This is a genomic window from Halalkalibacter alkaliphilus (assembly GCF_023555415.1).
Classification (GTDB): domain Bacteria; phylum Bacillota; class Bacilli; order Bacillales; family Bacillaceae_D; genus Halalkalibacter; species Halalkalibacter alkaliphilus.
This window is the reverse complement of record NZ_JAKRYL010000022.1, coordinates 46,373-67,333: the sequence shown is the minus strand read 5'-3', so window position 1 is coordinate 67,333 and position 20,961 is coordinate 46,373. Positions and strand designations below refer to the sequence as shown.

Here is a 20,961-nt window from a genome sequence, read left to right as displayed (position 1 = left end):
TATATCCCCTCCCTCTCGCCAATTAGTTACGAAGTGGTTTGCCTTTTGTTAGCATATATTGCATTCGTTGTTGCGACTTCGGCTCGGCAACTAGGCTAAGAAATGCTTCTCGTTCTAAATCAAGCAAGTACTGTTCGTCGACAAGTGTTCCTTTTGCAACTCTACCACCAGCAAGAGAGAATGCTAGTTTCTCAGCAATTTTCAAGTCGTGATCGGAAATCATGCCACCAAATTTCATCGTCTTTGCACCAAGTAACATTGTTGCATAACCGGTTTCACCAACGACTGGAATCTTCGCTCTTTCCGGTGGACGATACCCTTTTTTATCTAAATGAAGAACCTCATTTTTCGCACGGTCAATAAGGAAGTCTCCATTGATGACAATGCCATCTTTTATACCTAAGAAGCCATGATCAACTGCCTCTTGTGCAGATGTTGACACTTTCGCCATCGCAATCGTTTCAAACGTTTTATTGGCAACCGATTGAAGATCTTTTCCATCTGATTTGGCTAAGTTGCGAAGGTAGAGCTCTTTGTTTCCTCCACCACCTGGAATTAACCCAACTCCGACTTCAACTAAACCCATATATGTTTCAAGAGATGCTTGAATGCTAGCTGATGGCAAACAAATTTCGGTTCCTCCTCCTAGTGTCATTCCAAAAGGAGCTGTGACCACTGGCTTTTCTGAGTAACGAATATTAGCCATTGCTTGTTGGAACTGGCGTACAACGAGGTCGATCTCAAAGAAGTTATCATCTTGTGCTTCCATCAAAATCATCATTAAGTTCGCACCAACACAGAAGTTTTTCCCTTGGTTGTTGATGACGAGCCCTTTATAATTTTTCTCTACTTCTTTGATTGATTTATTAATCATTTGAATAACATCTGCACCAATCGAGTTGTTCGGTGAATGGAATTCAAGCAGTGCTACATCATCACCAATATCAAGTAAAGAAGCACCTGAGTTTTTGAATACAATATTATCTGGCTTTAATGATTTTAGGTTGACGACCTTCTCGTTAACAGGCTTCGCCTCAAATCTCCCTTGATGATAATAGGAGCCTCCTTGATAAAAGCTTTCTTGACCAGAGGAAAGCATTTCTTTTACCCATGCTGGAACGGTGTCTCCCTCTGCTTCCATTCGTTCTACAGACTTTGCTACACCGATGGCGTCCCACGTTTCAAACGGACCTAGCTCCCAACCAAAACCCCACTTCATAGCTTGATCAACCGCATAAATGTCGTATGCTATTTCATACGCTTTGTCGGCAGAATAAAGGAGAACTGGTTTTAGTAAATTCCAAATGAGCCTCCCAGCCCTGTCATCGGCATATGTTAACGTTTTTAATTTATCCGGCAATTTTTTAGCTTGTTTTGCACGTTCGATCGAAGGTGCTTTTAACTTTTTTCGCTCGTCATATTGAAGAGTTTTAGGATCTAACTCAAGAATCTCTTTTCCTTGCTTTATATAAAATCCTTGGCCGCTTTTGCTTCCAAGCCAGCCTTTTTCAGCCATATCTTTCATAAATGGTGGAGGATCGAATATACTTTTTTCAGAACCACTAGCGACATCGTACACGTTTTTTGCTACATGTAAAAACGTGTCAAGTCCGACCACATCAAGCGTTCTAAACGAAGCACTTTTCGGACGTCCTAGTAACGGACCTGTGACCGAATCGACTTCCCCAACTGAATAACCGCCTTTTATCATTTCGTTTACTGTAACGAGTAATCCATATGTTCCAATACGGTTCGCGATGAAATTCGGTGTATCCTTACATTCGACGACACCTTTTCCAAGCACCTCTTCAGCAAACGCTTTCATAAATGTCGTAACTTCATCCTTTGTCTTTTCTGTCGGGATAATTTCTAATAATTTTAAGTATCTTGGTGGATTGAAAAAATGCGTTCCAAGAAAGTGAGCTTGGAAATCTTCGGATAACCCTATTGACATAGCTTCAATGGAAATTCCCGATGTATTTGAGCTGACAATTGTTCCTGGCTTCCTGGCCTCATCTACTTTTTTTAATAGCTGCTGCTTAATAGTTAAGTTTTCAACAATTACTTCAATGATCCAATCAACTTCCTGAAGTCGGGGTAAGTCATCCTCGAGGTTTCCGGCTTCTATGTAAGAAGCTTTTGCTTTTGATGAAAGTGGTGCCGGCTTTTGCTTGGCTAGTTTTTGAATCGCGGTCGTACTAAAGCGATTACGAACTACCTTATCTTCAAGCGTCAAACCTCTTGCCTCTTCTTGAGGGGTTACTTCGTTCGGCACAACATCAAGTAATAATGATGGGATACCGACGTTTGCTAAATGAGCTGCAATCCCTGAGCCCATCACGCCTGAACCAATTACTGCAACTTTCCTTATATGACGAGTCATACTTCTCCCCCTTTTACCATTTGAATAAAATAAATAATGGCTTATAAAGTTAACGAATGAATACTCATTCATTATTTCCGCAAAAAAATAACGACAGTCAATTGTCATTTTCTAAAATTATCATACCTAATAATTCTAAATTACGCAATACATAATTCAGAAAAATTTGTAAAGTGTAATGATACCTTTAGATTTTATCGCAAAACAGCAAAAACTAAATTATGGTAACACCTCCTACTTGTTCATTACATAATAATACGTCTTTGTCTCTACACTAATAAAGTATCCGAATGACGGATACGTTGCAGCGCAACATCCAAAGGAGGGTATATGATGGATCAGATGCAAGGAATGCAAAATCAACAGCAAGCGGGGATGCAAAACCAAATGGGTGGACAACAGCAACAAATGACGTATCAAACACCACCTCCTATTATTACAACAAAGGACCATTTGTATATAAACGATATGCTTTCTTGGAACTTACTTGCGATGAAGAAAGCTCACTCCTTCGCAGAGCAATGTCAAGACCAAGAAATTAAATCCGTTTTAGAGAAAACTGGTCAAATGCATCAACGTCACTATCAAAAAATCCTAAGTCACTTAAAAACACAGCAACAACAGCAATCAATACCAATGCAGTAAAGTTCATTCCAAAAGGACACTTCTCCCTTTTTGAATAACTTTAGATTATAGGAGGTATTTGCATCATGAATCAGCAATCAAAAAAAATTCAAAATCCAGAAATGCAAGTTCCTAAAACTCCACAGATGAACGATCGTGACTATATTAACGATATTTTATCGTGTGCAAAAATGATGACAAATAATTATAGTGTTGCGTTAAATGAGATGAGTAATGATCAATTATACCAAGATCTTTCTCAAATCTTTAACGAAACACAAAATTGTCAACGTGAGCTTTACAACACGATGTTCCGCAAAGGGTTTTATGGCTTGGAAGCAGAAGATCAACAAAAAATTGATCAATCGCACCAACAGTTTTCTGGTTATAGTACGCAATTTCCTTATCAGCAATAACATTAGACACCAAAAGGTCGTTCGGACCTTTTGGTGCTTTTTTAACCTTTAAATTTTCTGCGATCCATTCTTGATTTGATTTGAAGCGGCTTTTGGCTTTCTGCTTTTTTCTTATTAACAGAAATGACCATATACAAAATAAAAGCCAGCGTCACACCTGTAAGTCCACCTGAAAAATCTAAGATAACATCTTGGACTAATGGAGTTCGATTCGGTGTAAAAGCTTGATGGATTTCGTCTGAGATCGCATAAAGTAGCACAAAAAGCAGGGATCCAAAATAACTCAATTTCTTCATACATCCACTAGCCCATAGTGCTCGGTATGTCAAAAACCCTAAAAGGAAGAAAAACCCAAAATGAGCACCTTTTCGAATTAAGAATTCAATAAAGCTCTCAAATCCTAATCGTTCCACACTAATTTCATTTCCTGCATATTGAAAACGAATACCTTCTAGAATGCTTTGTGCTCGCCCATTAGTCAGTTGATTTTTCATGATGATTAATAATTCCTCGATTCGAAACGCAAATAACATTCCTAGAAACGCTAACACACCACTTATCGCAATGAGGATTGCAACAAATCCCGACGCTTTCCCAACTTGTTTATATCCATGTTTGCGTACGGCCTTTATGACATAGGTGACAATTGTGACAAAGGCAAGTGCAGTGGCAATACCAATTATAAAAACGAGTACTTTCCACCTATCCACAATAACCTGCAACGTCCGCTTAAAGCCGTTCTCTTCCACATACAGACGATGCTGCACATGTTCTACTTTTAGCTGATTATACATCTCTTTCATTTTTTCTAAATCCGTAGCTTGAGAAATATATGGTCTTATGTCTTGTTGCTCATAAGGTTGAGAAGATGCCGTAAAAATCATCGCTGCTACAAACAAAACAGGCAACCAGTAAAAAACTACGATCTTTAACCATTTTTTCATTATTTACTCCTATTTTATCCGTAGATTCTTCCGTACTCTATTATAACATAGGTTAATAATCGGCCTTCTTATCATCAACTAGGAATGATTCTATTAATTTAGCTTTTGAATTACATATTCACGAATAACTTGTCATACAATGTAACAACAATTAAAAAGGTTGGTGATCGTATGGCAATTGTGACTCTAGTTGAATATCTTAGAAACAATCAATTACCTGTAACCATTCATCTTAATGATGTTAGTTTGCGCAACGTCACGATAGATTTCTTTGAAGTTTCCGATAAAGATTTATGGCTATTCACCAAGGAAGGGCATGAAATGAAAGTCGATATTAGTGATTTTACATTAGTAGATTTTGACGCAACCGTTCATAAAACATTTACTAGTATAGAAATGGTCAGTCAACTTAGAACCCTCAATGAGGATATACCTTACAATGCATATGTAAGAAACTCTAAAAACCAAGTCATCGCAAGTTTTATATGTATCGGTGGAAAGTGTTAAAGAACACAAAAAACTGCCTCAACAAGGTTTTCCTTTTGAGACAGTTTTTATATTGAATATACCCTTATAGGTAGGGGTCAGACCCTCTTTACTACACTAAAGCGTTCATTCTGCTTTCAGTCTCCACATGACGCTTGTGAAATCGCCTTTTACTTTCGGAATGTTGATCCCAACATTCATTAGCTCATCACCGTAGTACGACTCCCCAAGTTCAGCAATCGTGTACTTTTTATCTGGATCTAAGCCTTGTAATTTCACTGAGACAAAAGCAGAGTTCGCTTCATCTAATACTCTAAAATGAGCAAACACGGCTTCAGACTTATCTTCAGAGACAAACATCCACGCTGTGTAGTTGCCTTCAAACGGACTTAGTAGACGATAGAAGTCACCGAATTGAATAAGCGGTCGGATTTCTTTGTAGTACTCTACTTGGTCGACAACAATCTGTTGCTCTTCATCCGTCATCTTCGTTAAGTCTAGTTCGTAGCCAAGGTTTCCAGACATTGCGACATGCCCACGCATTTCAAGTGACGTAATTCGATTTACTTGATGATTCGGTACATCAGACACATGCGCTCCCATTGAACTAATAGGGTAAACTAAACTTGTGCCGTATTGAATCTTCAATCGTGAAATCGCATCCGTGTTATCACTCGTCCATGTTTGCGGCATGTAATAGAGCATTCCAGGGTCAAAACGTCCGCCCCCACCTGAGCAGCTTTCAAATAAAACGTGAGGAAACTTTGTTGTGATTTCATCCATCACTCGGTACACCCCAAGGACAAAACGATGCGCTACCTCTCTTTGACGTTCTGCTGACAGTGTTGCTGAGCCCGCTTCTGTCATATGGCGATTCATGTCCCATTTTACATACGTGATCGGTGCACTTGAAAGAATCATAGAAATTCTGTTGATCATTTCATCACACACTTCTTTTCGAGAAAAATCTAATATTAATTGGTTTCTTCCTGTAGACTTCTTACGATCTGGAACATGAATGCACCAGTCTGGATGCTCACGGAACAAATCACTGTTTTCAGATACCATTTCCGGTTCAAACCAAAGACCAAATTGCATATCCGTATTACGAACGTTGTCCACTAACGATTCCAACCCATTTGGAAGCTTCTTTTTATCAACAAACCAATCGCCAAGTGATGTATTGTCATCATCACGCTTGCCAAACCAACCGTCATCTAATACGAATAGCTCGATCCCCAAATCTTTTCCTTTACGCGCAATGTCTGTACTCTTTTCTTCATTAAAATCAAAATACGTCGCTTCCCAGTTATTAATAAGAATTGGACGTTCCTGATCTCTAAACTCACCTCGGCACAAACGCGTGCGGTAAAGCTTATGGAAGGTTCGTGACATTGCTCCAAGTCCATTGGATGAATAAACCAAAACCGCTTCAGGTCCCGTAAAGGTTTCACCTGGTTCTAAAAGCCATGTAAAGTCAAATGAGTTGATTCCCATCGTTAGACGTGTGCAGTCAAACTGATCGACTTCGACAGAAGCTTCAAAATTCCCGCTGTACACAAGATTAATCCCGTACGCGTCACCATGATCTTCCTTCGTGTCTTTTCTTACTAACGAAACGAATGGATTTTGCTGATGGCTGCTCGTCCCACGACGACTTTCAATCGATTGAACTCCGTAACGTAGCTCTGTCCGATTAATAAAACGTTCTCTTTCATGAGCTCCGTAAAGTGTGATCATCTCAAATTGATTATCTTGAAAATCGACATTCATACTAGAAGCCTTTAACACTTTCAAATTAGAAGAGCCTTCATTCTCTAACTGAACCGAACGAGTAATCACATCAAGATCAGCATATGCCGTATAAAGCAGCTTCACTTTTAAGCCGATTAGTTCATCAAAAAGGAGGATTTCTAACGTTTCCGCCTCATCTTCCGACTCCACATATGTCGCGGGAAGCCCTTCAAGTGTCGGCTTTCCTTTTACAATCGTATGAGAAAGATAGCGCAAATCGGTGATCGTACTGCCATTTTCAAGCTGAACTTGATAAGCTGGCGTTCGAAAATCTGTATTGCCATATGCCGGGTATTCTTGCGGTAATGTGTCTAATGAAAACGTTCGATCACTTGGAACAGGGTTCGGTGAAAATCCTCTATCTCGAAAACGAACCTTGTTTGAGTGATTATACTCATTTATTTTTTTGCCCCAATATAGATGAGCTAAATAGCCATCATTAATAACTTGTATCACATAGCTCGTGTTTTTAGCTTTTAAGTGAAATGTTTTTGTTTCTTTGTTAAACGTAATAGCCATGGTGTCCCCCCTGATTTTTGAGAGGCATCTAAACAGCCCCTCTTCCTAGGTTTCTCTTATTTAATTGCTCCCTTTGTTACTCCACTAATAATCCATTTTTGTGCAAATAGATACACGATCAACATCGGCAATAACGCTAGTAAATAAGATGCAAATGCTAGATTGTAGTTTACGCTAAATTGCGATTGGAAAATATACTGTACTAACGGAAGCGTTGCATCATGACGATCTGATAGAATAACAAGCGGCAACATGAAGTCATTCCAGGCCCATAGCGCTGTTAGGATTCCAACCGTTGCATTCATCGGTGCTAGCAGTGGGAAAACGACTCTCCAGAACACACCCCATCTACTGCATCCATCAATGATCGCTGCTTCTTCTAACTCTTTTGGAATTGTTTTAATGTACCCTACATACAAGAATATATTGAACGCTAGGCCATATACTACGTACAAAATAATCAGCCCAGTCGGATTGTTCAAGTTTAGCGCACTCATTTGTTTGACAATCGGTAACATGATGATTGGAAATGGTACGAACATCGCACTAACAAAATAATAAAATAAAATTTTATAGATGCGTTTGTGCATGTTTCTAGCAATCGCATAAGCGACAAGTGAATTCGTTAAAACGGTTAAAATAACGGTAAAGAACGTAATATAGAAACTGTTTCCTAGCGCATTAAAGAAGTTCGTCATCTCAATCGCTGTTGTAAAGTTCTCAATGCTCCAAGAAGATGGGAGTGCAAGAATGCTTTGTGCTGTTTCTTGTGGCGTTTTAAATGCATTCACGACAGTTAAATAAAGGGGGAACAAAATAACGATTGATCCAACGATAAGTAATGTTGTGACAGTCCAGTTTATTTTTTTCGTCATCATTACATTTGCACCTCCCGCTTCTGCAAGAAACGAATTTGAATAATCGAAATCGTGACAATGACGATGAAGTAAATCACCGCATTAGCTGATTGGTAGGCAAACTCCCCGCCTTGGAAACCACCACGGTAGATTAGTAGAGAGATTGACTCGGTTGAACGTCCTGGCCCCCCGCCTGTTAACGCCATAATGTGGTCAAACACCATTAAGAAGTTCTTCATCGCAAGAACCATGTTGATCGTGAAAAATGGAGCAATAAGAGGGAATGTAATTTTCCAGAACTCCTGCCATTTGTTCGCACCATCTAAGTTTGATGCTTCATAAAGCCCTTGATCAATCGTTGCAAGTCCTGCTAAATACAGAATCGTATTAAATGCCGCTGCTTGCCAAACCGCAACAATAACAATCCCAACCCAAGCTAAGTCCGGGTTCCCTAAGATATTAGTTGCAAGTGTCGTCATCCCAAGATTTTGAGCAATCGACGGAAGAAAGACGGCAAAAATATAGTTAAAGATAAATCCGACAATCAATACACTTAAAATGTTTGGCATGAAGTACACGCCACGTAATGTCTTGCTAAATTTAATTTTCGCATTCAATCCAAGAGCAATTACTAAACTAATAATGTTAACGAGAACCGTTGAAACAATGGCAAACTTGAACGTAAATATGTAAGCATCCATTGCTCGCGAGTCTTGAAAAACGTTAATATAATTTCTGAATCCTACAAAATTCCAGTCCCCATATCCTCGGTAGTTTGTGAAACTATAAAAGATTCCTTGGATAACCGGAAACGTATGAAAAGCAAAGAATATAATAAAAGCAGGAAGAATCATTAATAAATAAGGATTCATTTTTTTCTTCATCGTTATCCTCTCCTTTTATGAGGAAAGGGGCACTCGCTGCCCCTTTTGTTCATTATTGTCTCGCTTGTACTTTATCCCACTCATTGTCCATTGTTTGTAGGAATTGTTCGATATCTTTGTTGATTAAGAACTCTTGGATTAAGTTCTCTACTTGCATACCTGGGAAGTAGTAGTGATCAGCAAAGCTCGTGATCGTACCTTCTTCAAAGTGCACTTGTAAGTCAACAACCGTAGGATCTTCTTGGAACACATTTTCTACAGCTGAGAATAACTTTTGCTCATCAATGTAGAACTGAACGTTTTCTTCTTCTAATAAGAAGCTCACAAACTTCATTGCTTCTTCAGGATGCTTTGCTTGTGATGAGATCGTAAGCAATGTATCAACACCTGAAACAAGACGGTTTTCTTCAGCATTGTTTGTTGCAGGAAGCGCAAAGGCACCGATTTCGATATCAGGGTTCGCATTTTGGATCTGACTAATTGCCCAAACCCCCATCATGTACATTACTGACTCTCCATTCGCAAAGGCTGTGTTCGCTTGATTGTAGTTCGTTCCAAATACATCGTTATCTGTATACTCCATCATTGTAAGCATTTTTTCTGCTACCTCTGGATAACGCTCTGCAAAAGTTGTCTCTTCTGCATGACGTTTTTCAAAAAAGTCATCGCCATGTAAATTTGATGCTAGTGCATTAAACGGCGGCAGCGCTGTCCACGCTTCTCCATACGCTGAATAGAATGGAGTTTCTCCAGCTGCTTCAATTGTTTCTACAATTTCCATATACTCATCCCATGTTGTAGGAATCTCTAAGCCTAATTGTTCAAACTTTGTTTTGTTGTATAGGACTGTGTTTGCGTTTGCAGAATGTGGAAGCGCATTAGTTTGTCCGTTATCTGATAGTTGGTTAATCATATCAATGTAAGCCGGAATAATACGGTCTACTTGTTCATCATCAGTGAAGTCAACAAACGCTCCTCCACGCGCTAACTCACCGTACACACTGTTTCCATTTGTTGCTACAATTTCAGGGACGTCCCCTTGTGATAAACGAGATAAAATAACAGTGTCTGATTCCGGAACATGATTTTGTTCAATTTTAATTCCAGGGTTTTCTTCTTCAAATTTCTCAATTAATTTGTCATACGTACCAACAGCTTCTGATTTAAATTGGAAGAACTCTAAAGTGACCGTACCGTCTGCAGCACCACTTCCTCCCCCACTACCACAACCAGCTAATAATCCTATTGCTAGCACTCCTGATAAAACTGTACCTACTATTCTTTTCATCTCTATTTCCCCCTAAAATGTAAGTTTTTTAAGCGTTGCCTCCACATGACTCTCTAACTAGTAACTCTGTAGGAACAATGACTTTAAGAGGAATCTTCCTCCCCTCCATACGCTCTTGAAGCAAATTGACTGCTGTTTTCCCCATCTGTTCAGTATAGATCTTCACAGTTGAAAGAGGCGGATTCACAAATTTAGACACTTCAATGCCATCAACACTAACAATCGCTACATCTTCAGGTATCTTCTTCTTAGCCTCATTTAACGCGCGCATGGCACCAATGGCCATTGGATCACTTCCAATAAAAAAGGCAGTTGGGACGTCCCCTTTTGCGATAACCTCTTTCATAACTTCATATCCTCTAGAAGTTCCCCATTGGTCAATGTAAAGATCATCCTGATTAAATAAGCCTTTTTCTTTCATGAATGCTTCATACACCTGTTTTCTAACATTCCATTCAGCAACATCATTATCTTTATTAGGCTTCATTTCCGGATCGTTGATTGGACCACCAATATAACCAATCTTTTTATGTCCTAGTTGATATAGATGATTCATGACCTTATCAGACGCTTCTTTCAGGTCGCTTATTACACAGTCATAACCTGGTGATTCACTATCCACAAAAACAATATTTTTGCTCTGTTTATATAGTTCCTCGATTTTATCAGTGTTTCGGTAGCCAACAACGATTAACCCATCTAATTCTTCAAGTGACTGATCATCCGTCCGATTTTTCAGGCGAATAAACTTCGATATTTTCATATTTTTGCGAATACACTGCTCTTCTATTCCTTTTCGTATAGCTACAAAATAGGGATCGTCAAATTCATCTTCTTGGTTACACCCCATTAGAAGACCAATGTTTACGCTTTCTTTTTTCGGTTGAATCGGCGTTACATTTTTCTTTCTAGAAATGTAGTTCAATTCTTTTGCTACCTGAATAATTCTTTTCCTAGTTTCTTCCATCACAGTAATCGTTTCGTCATTATTCAAAACTCTAGAGACTGTCGATATCGAAACATTGGCTTTTTCAGCTATTTCTTTTATTGTAGCCATCATATCCCCACTTTTTACTGGTAAACTTTTGTTTTATTTTACCGTTTTTTTTTAGTTTAACAGATTGAAAACGGTTTAACAACTATTTTTTTACTGTCTTTTTGTTTACTTTTTTACTAAAAATTTGTCATTATAGGTGGTATATTATTAAAAACAGTTATAAATTCAACAATTAAATATGACACAACTATAAAATAAGTAAAAACACCAAGTAAAATTTACTTGGTGTTTTTACTACTATCTATATTTTTAATTAATTAGCAAGTAGTTTTTTAATACTAAACTTGATTATTTGTTGATATCTAAAAATTATTGCTTATTTTATTGTTAATAAATTCCTTTATATCCCCCTAAAATTCATTTAATAATAAAAAAAGAACATACATTCCCATTCGAGGGGGTAATAGGATGTTAACTTTAACAGAAGCCGCTTATCTTGCAGGAATTGTAGATGGGGAAGGTACCATCACGTTAACTAAAATGCACCGCAACGAGAATAGAAGACCGATTATTTCCATTGCTAGTACTGACAAAGAATTGCTCGTCTATATTCAACAGTTAGTTGGCGGGTATATTACTAGCAAGAAAAATTACAAACCTTCATTGCATAAAAACTCTTTCGTATTAACTATAAAAAGTACTTAATTATATTACTCCTTATCTCGTGATTACCCAAAAGAAAAAAGAGCAACTCTAATTTTACAAAAATATGATGAACTGACTCCCCGAAACGGTAAACACACTCCAGAAAAACTACTCTTAAAACAACAATTTGAAAAAGAATTTTTATCTATAAAATAAAAAGAACCGCATGACCTATGCAGTCATGCGGTTCACGGTATGGTTTTGGTGGAGACGGTGGGACATGTTTTTCCAAGCTTTCGCATTGGCACTGACTATATCTTGAACTTGATCACCATCAAGTCCCTTGGCGTATTATGAAGCATATATATTTGCCAGATTCCTGACTGAATGCTCCATCCTAGTACTACCTAACTTAAATAGGCAGCCTATAAGTCGATACACGGCTGTTGGATTACTCCACATACCGCTCGATGTTACCTTATCATCAATAGATGACGTAGACTTCATCGATAAAGCCAAGTTATCACTCATGTGTCACCACACGAGGCGACTATTTCCATAATCGAACCCACGTCCAAGAATAACGACACTTACGCTTCTACGAGCGTAGTCACTGTATTAGCATTTCGCCAACACTTCGGCCCAATGACAGGCTTCCATGAGGCTAGTCTGATTGTTCTCTTCCTTCACCCTCAGACGGAGGGTAACCGGCGTAGCCCACTTAGAGTGAGTCCCAGATCCTACCACATGGGCGATGGAGGGTGGAACCGCAGAGTGCTATTAGGCAGCTACTGCGAAGTTGTTGTTTTCTTTGCCAGTTAATGGCTTTGGCGTTTTAACGAGGCCGACCCCCTCGACTCGCCACGTAAGCACGACCTATCCCTGTCGAATCCAAAACGTCCCCAAGTTAAAGTTAGTTGTGAGGTTTTCACTCGCAAACTAAGTGCTATAAAATCAATCGTCCAGAACAAAAGGTATTAAGTAACTCTCGCTCTGGACACTTATTATTATAGCATACTGACTAATCGTTGCAACTGGTAATTAACTACCAGTAGAACCAATTGCATCTTTAGCCTTTCATTCGATCCTTTAATGCACGCTCGACTTCACGCTTAGCATCCTTACGTTTCAATGTCTCACGCTTATCAAAATTTTTCTTACCCTTAGCAAGACCAATTAAAACTTTGGCAAATCCATTTTTAATATACACTTTCAGCGGAACAAGCGCATAGCCTTTTTGCTGTGTTTGACCAATTAACGTATTGATCTGCTTCTTATGAAGCAGCAGCTTACGCGCACGGGTTGGCTCGTGGTTGTAACGATTCCCTTGTTCATACTCACTAATATGCGCATTATGAAGATACATTTCTCCATTAGAAATACGGGCAAACGAATCTTTCAAGTTCATCCGACCTGCTCGCATTGATTTGATTTCTGTTCCCTTTAAAACAATACCTGCTTCATAGGTTTCTTCAATAAAATAATCATGACTGGCTCGTTTGTTTTGAGCAATTACATTACGATCTTTATCTTTTACAGCCATCTCCTACACCCTTTTATTCATGCGACATTTCTTTCTATGATAGCAAAAGAAATAGACGAAAGTCAAAGAGTGCACGGAAAAAGGTGGGGTTCCTTTTTCCGTGCACTCTTTGCGATGAGCGAAGCCACCGTTATGTTTTAAGCTATTTAGGAGTGGGGTTCTCCTAAATAGCGCACGGTGAGCGTAGCCATCGCAAGCAGGTTCGCACTATTAAAGACGAAAGATCCGCCCTTCTTTTTTATCATTCGAGTCACTACATCTTTTAAAAGCCTAGAGAGAATTGGGTCCTTCTCTCTAGGCGCATTGTACGTAGCCATTGCCTCTTTATTAAGAAAAAGGCGGGTTCCTTTTTCCGTGCACTCTTTGCGGTGAGCGTAGCCATCGCAAGCAGGTTCGCACTATTAAGACGAAAGTCCGCATCTTCTTTTTTATCATTCGAGTAACTACATCTTTAAAAGCCTAGAGAGAATTGGGTTCTTCTCTCTAGGCAACTTGCACTTACTACTTCCGACGCTTCTTCCCTTTTTTCCGCTTCACACTAGGTGCATTCTCGTAAAACTTTTTCTTTTTACGTTTCCCACCAGCTTTATCGTCTTTCTTAGTTCCATCTTTGCTACCGTTACGATCTCCACCTGGGCCTCCGCGACCGCCACGGCCCTTCCCACCAGCATTTCGACCACCGCCGCGACCTTCACGTTTACCGCCGACAATCACTTTCGGGCGATCTCGTACTTCACGGCGTTCGCGCGGTTTCATTCCGACGACTTCAAAATCAATTGACGCTTCATCAACATTCACATTTGTCACTTTTACTTCGATTTCATCACCGATGCGGAACGTTTTCCCTGTACGCTCACCAATCATCGCATATTGCTTTTCATCATAATGATAATAATCATCTGTTAAGTAACTAACGTGAACGAGACCTTCAATTGTATTTTCAAGCTCAACGAACATCCCAAAATTTGTTACTCCACTGATCATACCAGTGAACGTTTCACCAATTTTATCTTCCATATACTGAGCTTTTTTGATACTGTCTGTATCGCGCTCTGCTTCAACAGCACGCCTCTCCATCTCCGAGGCGTGGCGCGTCAACTCAGGTAATACCGAATTCATATGCTCTTGCGTTGCTTCATCTACGTTTCCTTTGATCAAATACGTGCGAATTAAGCGGTGCACAAGCAAATCGGGGTAACGTCTAATCGGCGACGTAAAATGCGTATAAAACTCTGTTGATAACCCGAAGTGCCCTAGACTGTTCGTATCGTACTTCGCCTGTTGCATTGAACGCAACATAACTGTACTAATAACCGTTTCTTCTGGCTCGCCTTTAATTTCCTCCAATAATTTTTGAAGAGCGCGCGGATGAACTGTATTCGCATTCCCACGCACAACGTAACCAAAATTCGTAATGAATTCTAGAAACTTGCCAAGTTTCTCGGCATCTGGGTCCTCGTGAATTCGGTAAACAAAAGGAAGCTTCAGCCAATGAAAATGCTCAGCAACTGTTTCGTTCGCTGCTAACATAAATTCTTCAATAAGCTTCTCTGCTACAGATCTTGTTCTAATAACAACATCTGTCGGCTTTCCTTCTTCATCCACAAGCACTTTTGCTTCTTTAAAGTCAAAATCAATCGCCCCACGCTCAAAACGCTTCTTCCGTAAGATTGCTGCTAATTCTTCCATTTCCTCAAAAAACGGAACCAACGACTCATAGTTCTTACGTGTTTCTTCATCTTTATCAACTAAAATCTTATTCACATCATAATACGTCATACGTTCTGTCGTTTTGATGACACTTTGGAAAATCTCATGGCTAACCACTTGGCCATTAGCATCAATTTCCATTTCACACGTAAGCGTCAATCGATCAACTTTAGGATTCAAACTACATATTCCATTGGAAAGTCTATGTGGGATCATTGGAATGACGCGGTCTGTTAAATAGACACTTGTCGCTCTGTCAGCCGCTTCTTGGTCAATTGGCGATCCTTCTTTCACATAATGAGTGACATCTGCAATCGAAACACCTAATAAGTAGTTTCCATTCTCCAAGCGTTTTACATGAACAGCATCATCTAAATCCTTAGCATCGGCTCCATCAATCGTTACGATCGTTTCATCGCGAAGGTCACGGCGATCCTTTAAATCATCAGGATCAATGCTGTCTGGCACAGAATTAGCATGCTCAATCACTTCATCCGGAAACTCAATAGGAATCCCATGTTTGTAAATAATCGAAAGGATGTCCATACCTGGATCATTTTTATGCCCAAGTACTTTTATGACTTTCCCTTCTGCACTCATCCTTCCTTCTGGATACTTTGTTATTTTAACAACAACTTTATGTCCATCCACTGCGCCTGCTGCTTGTTCTTGAGGTATAAAAATGTCATTAGCAACGCGCTTATCATCAGCAATAACAAAGCCATATGACCCTTGATCTTGGTACGTACCGACGACATCAGTCGTCCCGCGCTCGACAATCCGAACGACTTGTCCTTCTGGTCTTGATCCTGATGACTTTTGATTTAATCGAACGAGGACAGTATCACCATTCATAGCGCTATTCAAATCTCCACTTGTCACATACACATCGTCCATTCCTGGTTCTTCAGGAATAATAAATGCAAAGCCTTTTGCATGGCCTTGAACACGTCCACGCACTAAATTCATTTTTTCTGGAATCCCGTAACGGTCCGTTCTTGTTCGAACAACGAGCCCCCTATGTTCCAACTCATTTAACGCTTTGACTAACTCTTTAAATTCATCACTGCTTTTAATATTAAACGAATCTTCAATTTCTTTTATAGAAAGAGGTTTCTCCGCTGTTTCGCGAAAGTGCGACAACAGTTGTTGAATCAATTCTTCATTCAATGTTTTCTTCTCCTTTCGTTAACAGCTTCTTTCTATGTTTGTCTAGACGGTCCAATCAAGTGACTCCAAAAATTGATACACATCATCATGAAGCTGTTCTTTTTCTTTATCTAATGTAATAACATGCGTTGAATCTTCGTACCATTTTAATGACTTCTGATCAGACTCAACATGGTCGTGAATAATGTTGGCACTCTCTATATCAATCATTTGATCATGTCTTGCTTGGACAACAAAAATAGGAGAATAAATATAATCAAGATGATCTTTTACATCATTTATTAATCCTTGCAAGCCATTTAAGGTTCCCATTGGCGAATCAGCGAACGCAGCCATCTCTTCTTCAATTTGCTCTGGCGCCTTCTTTTCTAACTGCTTATATTGTTTGGCATAAGCAAGCACACCTTTGTAAATAGCATCTTCTGTTTTCGGCTTCATCGGTGCACACATCGGCACTATGCCCTTTATAGGTAGAGTGTACCCTATTTTCAATGAGAATACCCCTCCGAGTGAAAGCCCGCAAACAGCAATTTCTTCATGGCCTTTGCTCTTTAGGAACTCATACCCTTCTACTACATCCTTCCACCAATCCTCTGGACCTGTATGTACTAATTCTTCAGGAGGGACACCATGTCCTTTATATAATGGTGCATGACAAGTATATCCGAGCTTCTGTAAATGTCTACCAAGCATTCTGACATCAGCTGTTGTTCCAGTAAAACCATGAAGCAGCAAAACAGCCCGGTCTCCTCCTTCAAACGTAAATGGCTTAGGTACAACCACTTTCATCTTCATCTTCCTCTCTACACAAAAATGCCTCAATCTTATTAATTAGTAACTCTTTTTCAAAGCCATGACAAATCAAATGCTTAGACTCAGGTAAAAAGTTTAACTTTTTTTGTTCAGAACTAATTGTTTCATAAAGGTAAAGCGCACTTTTACGCGGAACAATCCCGTCTTGTTCCCCTTGCAATATCAACGTTGGAATTGATACTTTGTTAATATAGGGCTTAATCTTTTTTACGACCTGCATAAATTGAAAGACAGCCGTCATCGGAGTATCCATAATTTTTTTCCTATATAATAAATAATGCTCATCTTGGTCAAGCTCACCAAGCACTCGGAGGCGCACTTTGTCCTTCAGCTCTTGCAAAAGTTGCTGCGGATTTCCGTAGTATGCTGCTGCACTCAACAAAACAAGTTTCGACACTTCGTACTTAGCCGCAATGTAACATGCAAGCATCCCGCCCATCGAAAATCCAATCACATATACTTTTTCGCAACGACTTAACAATTCACATACGGCAACCTCCGCTGTAAACACCCACTGCTGGTATGTAACATCACGCAAATCCCCCTTTGGACCATGCCCTGGCAACGTTGGCGTATATACAAGCCAACGCTTGTTCTCAAGAAAATATGTTGAAACAGGCTCTACTTCCCACGGTTCCCCAGTGAAGCCATGCAAACATAGACAGCCAATCATATTCTCTCACACCCTTCTAATCATTGCTGATTAAGAATTCGACGCTTTCTGTTGACATATATCCAGTAGAAGCTATTCCCCCGTACTTATCCTTCATACCCTTATTCTATGTATCCCTAACCTCATTAATCCTTTAGGCTGCCCTTTTTATGTTAGAAAATATAACAAAGAAGCAGCAGGCATCGCACCTACTGCTTGAACATTACAAGAAATATGCAACCGTAACGGTTAGGACAAAGAATAACACAGATAAAACGACAGTTGCTTTAATTAATACCGCATCAATCCCACGAGCTTTTTGCTTTCCAACAAGCTGTTCCGCTCCACCAGAAATCGCTCCTGAAAGACCCGCGCTTCTTCCAGATTGTAATAAAACGACTGCAATCAAGCTAATTGATACAATAACGAGTAAAACTGTTGCGAACATTTGCACGATATCTACACCTCCAAGCACAGTTTGCGCTTATACTAATGTACCACAAAAATAAGCTAAAGAACAATAGAAATATGCACCTACCAAAGGGTGGGTTTCCCTTTGGTAGGTGCATCTTAGCGATGAGCGGAGCCGACGTTTTGTTTTAAGCCTAAAGGAGTGGGTTTCTCCTTTAGGCGCACGGCGAGTGAAGCCAGCGCAACATGGTCGCTCTTATCAGGACAAAGGGTGGGTTTCCCTTTGGCAGCTGCATCTTAGCGATGAGCGGAGCCGACGTTATCTTTTAAGCTTAAAGGAGCGGGGTTCTCCTTTAAGCGCACGGCGAGCGGAGCCAGCGCAACATGGTCGCTCTTATCAGGACAAAGGGTGGGTTTCCCTTTGGCAGCTGCATCTTAGCGATGAGCGGAGCCGACGTTATCTTTTAAGCTTAAAGGAGCGGGGTTCTCCTTTAAGTGCACGGCGAGTGAAGCCAGCGCAACATGGTCGCTCTTATCAGGACAAAGGGTGGGTTTCCCTTTGGCAGCTGCAACAATTAGTGTTGCAGTCCTTTTGAAATTTCACCAACGAGATGGCTAAACTCAGCAGTACTACGAAATGAGTCATCTCGTTCATAAGGAGGTACGTCAAATACATTTGTAATTCGTCCTGGTCTAGCGCTCATAACAGCAATTTTCGTTGATAAGAATACAGACTCAAAGACGTTATGAGTAATAAATAGAACGGTCATCCCTGTTCTCTTCCAAATTTTAAGGAGCTCGTAATGTAAATTTTGTCTCGTCATTTCATCGAGTGCCCCAAACGGCTCATCCATTAAAAGAAGCTTCGGCTTGGCAATGAGCGAACGAGCAATAGAGACTCTCATCTGCATCCCACCTGAAAGTTGTCTTGGTAGTGCCTTTTCATACCCCTCTAGACCAACCATTCCTAGAACTTCCTTTCCTCTCTCTTGGCGCTCTTTTTTTGGTACCCCTTTTAACTCGAGTGGAAGAGCCACATTATCCAACACAGATTTCCATGGTAGTAAAGTAGCATGCTGAAACACAAATCCTACTTCATTTCGATCTATCGTCTTTTCTTGCTGAGATGGCGAGACCATCTCAATTTTTCCTGATGTTGGTTCACTTAAGCCTGCTATAATTTTAAATATTGTTGATTTTCCACAACCTGATGGACCAACGAAAGAGACAAACTCCCCCTCAGGTATATCTAAATTAACTTCACTCAATGCTGTAATAGTTTCGTTATAAATTTTACTAACATTGTTGATTCGTAGTATAGAGCTTTGTTCTTTCGTACTCTCTTTCATCTCCAAAGTTGCTAATTCCATATCCCCAAACCCCTCTCAAATAAAGTTTCATTCCTACTCTTGTTCCATTTCCGATTCATGCCAAGAAGCTAAGAACATTCTTGAGATGTAACTAACTAGTAAAAAGAAAGCAATTCCAAGCACTGCCGCTGATAATCCTAATGCAAACAAATAAGAAGTTTGTAACCTTGAGGCAGCAACGGTAATGGCATATCCCAAACCACCAGCTCCACCGCCAACACCTGCAATATATTCACCAACAATCGCACCAACAACAGCTAACGTACAAGATATCTTCGCTCCTGCTATGATGTATGGAAGTGCTGCCGGAAAACGCAACTTCCACATAACTTGCCACTTAGAAGCATTGTAAAGGTAGAACAAATTTTTCATATTATGATCTGTTGCATTTAGACCAATTAACGTATTTGATAACATTGGGAAAAATCCAATCGTAAAAGCAATGATCACAATGGCGTTCATTCCGGAGCCGAACCAAATGACAATAATCGGTGCAATCGCTACAACCGGAATTGTTTGCAGGATAATGGCATATGGGTAAAAACTTCTTTCAATCAGTTTGGAACTTGCCATTAACACAGCCACTCCAATCCCGCCTACCACACTTAGTAGAAAGCCTGAAACGGCACTCACAATCGTTGTCATTAAAGCGGCTGATAGATTGCTCCAATTTTTCACAGCTGCATCAAAAATATCTGTTGGCTTTGGCAAAATATAATGGGGTGTACCAATTAAGGTGACCGCCACTTGCCAAAAGGCAATAAAAGAAATGAGAGCTACAACAGGAGGAAGAGCTTTTTTCATCAATTCACTACTCTTCTTATTCACTGCGTCTACTGCTGAATTATTTACAACAACTTGACCCGGTCTATTTACAGCTTCTCTAGACATGATGAATAGCACCACCTTTATTTGTGTTGGGTATACTTGAACTTGTACTGATATTGATAAATATCTCGTTTATATTGCTCGTCTTCATCATACTCCTCCTTTTGTATTTGATTATACAAGTCCCTCATTAGCTAGGAAAAAGTACCATTCCCTTTCGCATGTATGAGAACCCTAGTTACAATCCACAAAAACATGTACAATTTTTAGATAGTTCGAATATATGGTAAGAGTAATTTAAATAACTGGAATTTTGTTGTAAATAGTTAGATAACCTCTCAATGTTTTTTACTAGCAGACAGTTACTTAGACTTTTTGTAAGTATTAACTAATGAAGGATTAATCCCACACATTCGTCGTTCTATTCAAAAATCAGTTCCAATAAAATCTTACATTTATGATAACTAAATTTTGTTTTTACAGAGCAGCCTATAGGCTTCATAAATAAATAAGGCATAGCTCTCACAAAAAAATGTGAGGTTATGCCTTAATGTAATGTACTTATTAATCTAAAGCTCCCGATTCTACAAGTTCATATTTGACGCTGACGCTAAAGCGAATTTGATA

General features: G+C 39.6%; 18 protein-coding genes and 1 other RNA gene. 4 read left to right on the top strand and 15 right to left on the bottom strand.

Annotation, left to right across the window (positions count from 1 at the left end; genetic code table 11):
- Window positions 1-22: 22 nt before the first annotated feature.
- On the bottom strand, window positions 23-2,383 hold the full coding sequence (locus MF646_RS18090) for a 3-hydroxyacyl-CoA dehydrogenase/enoyl-CoA hydratase family protein (RefSeq protein ID WP_250097918.1): 2,361 nt from the start codon (window positions 2,381-2,383) through the stop codon (window positions 23-25).
- Between the two features lie 342 nt (window positions 2,384-2,725).
- Here MF646_RS18090 and MF646_RS18085 point away from each other — a divergent pair, with 342 nt between their 5' ends.
- A complete protein-coding gene (locus MF646_RS18085; protein ID WP_420842541.1) occupies window positions 2,726-3,028 on the top strand; it encodes a hypothetical protein in 303 nt (100 codons plus the stop codon).
- Window positions 3,029-3,093: 65 nt separating this feature from the next.
- Window positions 3,094-3,423 (top strand): spore coat protein, encoded by a 330-nt coding sequence (locus MF646_RS18080; RefSeq protein WP_250097917.1) that lies wholly within the window; start codon window positions 3,094-3,096, stop codon window positions 3,421-3,423.
- Between the two features lie 41 nt (window positions 3,424-3,464).
- Here the strand turns inward: MF646_RS18080 and MF646_RS18075 are convergent, their stop codons facing one another.
- On the bottom strand, window positions 3,465-4,367 hold the full coding sequence (locus MF646_RS18075; RefSeq protein ID WP_250097916.1) for a VanZ family protein: 903 nt from the start codon (window positions 4,365-4,367) through the stop codon (window positions 3,465-3,467).
- A gap of 171 nt (window positions 4,368-4,538) precedes the next feature.
- Here MF646_RS18075 and MF646_RS18070 point away from each other — a divergent pair, with 171 nt between their 5' ends.
- A complete protein-coding gene (locus MF646_RS18070) occupies window positions 4,539-4,874 on the top strand; it encodes a hypothetical protein (protein WP_250097915.1) in 336 nt (111 codons plus the stop codon).
- Window positions 4,875-4,979: 105 nt separating this feature from the next.
- Here MF646_RS18070 and MF646_RS18065 read toward each other — a convergent pair whose 3' ends face one another.
- The 5 genes from MF646_RS18065 to MF646_RS18045 are packed head-to-tail and all read right to left on the bottom strand — an operon-like array spanning window position 4,980 to window position 11,252.
- Window positions 4,980-7,166 (bottom strand): alpha-galactosidase, encoded by a 2,187-nt coding sequence (locus tag MF646_RS18065; protein WP_250097914.1) that lies wholly within the window; start codon window positions 7,164-7,166, stop codon window positions 4,980-4,982.
- A 56-nt stretch (window positions 7,167-7,222) separates the two neighbouring features.
- Complete coding sequence (locus MF646_RS18060; RefSeq protein ID WP_250097927.1) at window positions 7,223-8,041, bottom strand: carbohydrate ABC transporter permease; 819 nt, start codon at window positions 8,039-8,041, stop codon at window positions 7,223-7,225.
- A gap of 2 nt (window positions 8,042-8,043) precedes the next feature.
- Window positions 8,044-8,907, bottom strand: coding sequence for a carbohydrate ABC transporter permease (locus MF646_RS18055; RefSeq protein WP_250097913.1), 864 nt, complete (start codon window positions 8,905-8,907; stop codon window positions 8,044-8,046).
- Between the two features lie 52 nt (window positions 8,908-8,959).
- On the bottom strand, window positions 8,960-10,195 hold the full coding sequence (locus MF646_RS18050; protein ID WP_250097912.1) for an ABC transporter substrate-binding protein: 1,236 nt from the start codon (window positions 10,193-10,195) through the stop codon (window positions 8,960-8,962).
- 28 nt (window positions 10,196-10,223) lie between these two features.
- The gene (locus tag MF646_RS18045; RefSeq protein WP_250097911.1) at window positions 10,224-11,252 is read right to left on the bottom strand and encodes a LacI family DNA-binding transcriptional regulator; all 1,029 of its coding nucleotides are present in this window, start codon (window positions 11,250-11,252) and stop codon (window positions 10,224-10,226) included.
- Window positions 11,253-11,660: 408 nt separating this feature from the next.
- On the opposite strand from MF646_RS18045, the gene MF646_RS18040 reads away from it, so the two are divergent.
- Window positions 11,661-11,897 (top strand): LAGLIDADG family homing endonuclease, encoded by a 237-nt coding sequence (locus tag MF646_RS18040; RefSeq protein ID WP_250097910.1) that lies wholly within the window; start codon window positions 11,661-11,663, stop codon window positions 11,895-11,897.
- A gap of 499 nt (window positions 11,898-12,396) precedes the next feature.
- Here the strand turns inward: MF646_RS18040 and ssrA are convergent.
- The 8 genes from ssrA to MF646_RS18000 form a co-directional block, all read right to left on the bottom strand.
- Window positions 12,397-12,733: a transfer-messenger RNA gene (gene ssrA, locus MF646_RS18035) on the bottom strand.
- 173 nt (window positions 12,734-12,906) lie between these two features.
- Window positions 12,907-13,380, bottom strand: coding sequence for an SsrA-binding protein SmpB (gene smpB / locus MF646_RS18030; protein WP_250097909.1), 474 nt, complete (start codon window positions 13,378-13,380; stop codon window positions 12,907-12,909).
- A gap of 501 nt (window positions 13,381-13,881) precedes the next feature.
- Window positions 13,882-16,260: a ribonuclease R gene (gene rnr, locus MF646_RS18025; protein WP_250097908.1), complete on the bottom strand. Its 2,379-nt coding sequence runs from the start codon at window positions 16,258-16,260 to the stop codon at window positions 13,882-13,884.
- Window positions 16,261-16,302: 42 nt separating this feature from the next.
- The gene (locus MF646_RS18020; RefSeq protein WP_250097907.1) at window positions 16,303-17,049 is read right to left on the bottom strand and encodes an alpha/beta hydrolase; all 747 of its coding nucleotides are present in this window, start codon (window positions 17,047-17,049) and stop codon (window positions 16,303-16,305) included.
- The gene (locus tag MF646_RS18015; RefSeq protein WP_250097906.1) at window positions 17,030-17,746 is read right to left on the bottom strand and encodes an alpha/beta hydrolase; all 717 of its coding nucleotides are present in this window, start codon (window positions 17,744-17,746) and stop codon (window positions 17,030-17,032) included. The genes MF646_RS18020 and MF646_RS18015 overlap by 20 nt, the downstream gene beginning before the upstream one ends.
- A gap of 202 nt (window positions 17,747-17,948) precedes the next feature.
- The gene (secG, locus tag MF646_RS18010; protein ID WP_250097905.1) at window positions 17,949-18,179 is read right to left on the bottom strand and encodes a preprotein translocase subunit SecG; all 231 of its coding nucleotides are present in this window, start codon (window positions 18,177-18,179) and stop codon (window positions 17,949-17,951) included.
- 532 nt (window positions 18,180-18,711) lie between these two features.
- On the bottom strand, window positions 18,712-19,506 hold the full coding sequence (locus MF646_RS18005; RefSeq protein ID WP_250097904.1) for an ABC transporter ATP-binding protein: 795 nt from the start codon (window positions 19,504-19,506) through the stop codon (window positions 18,712-18,714).
- 33 nt (window positions 19,507-19,539) lie between these two features.
- A complete protein-coding gene (locus MF646_RS18000; RefSeq protein WP_250097903.1) occupies window positions 19,540-20,397 on the bottom strand; it encodes an ABC transporter permease in 858 nt (285 codons plus the stop codon).
- Window positions 20,398-20,961 lie beyond the last annotated feature (564 nt).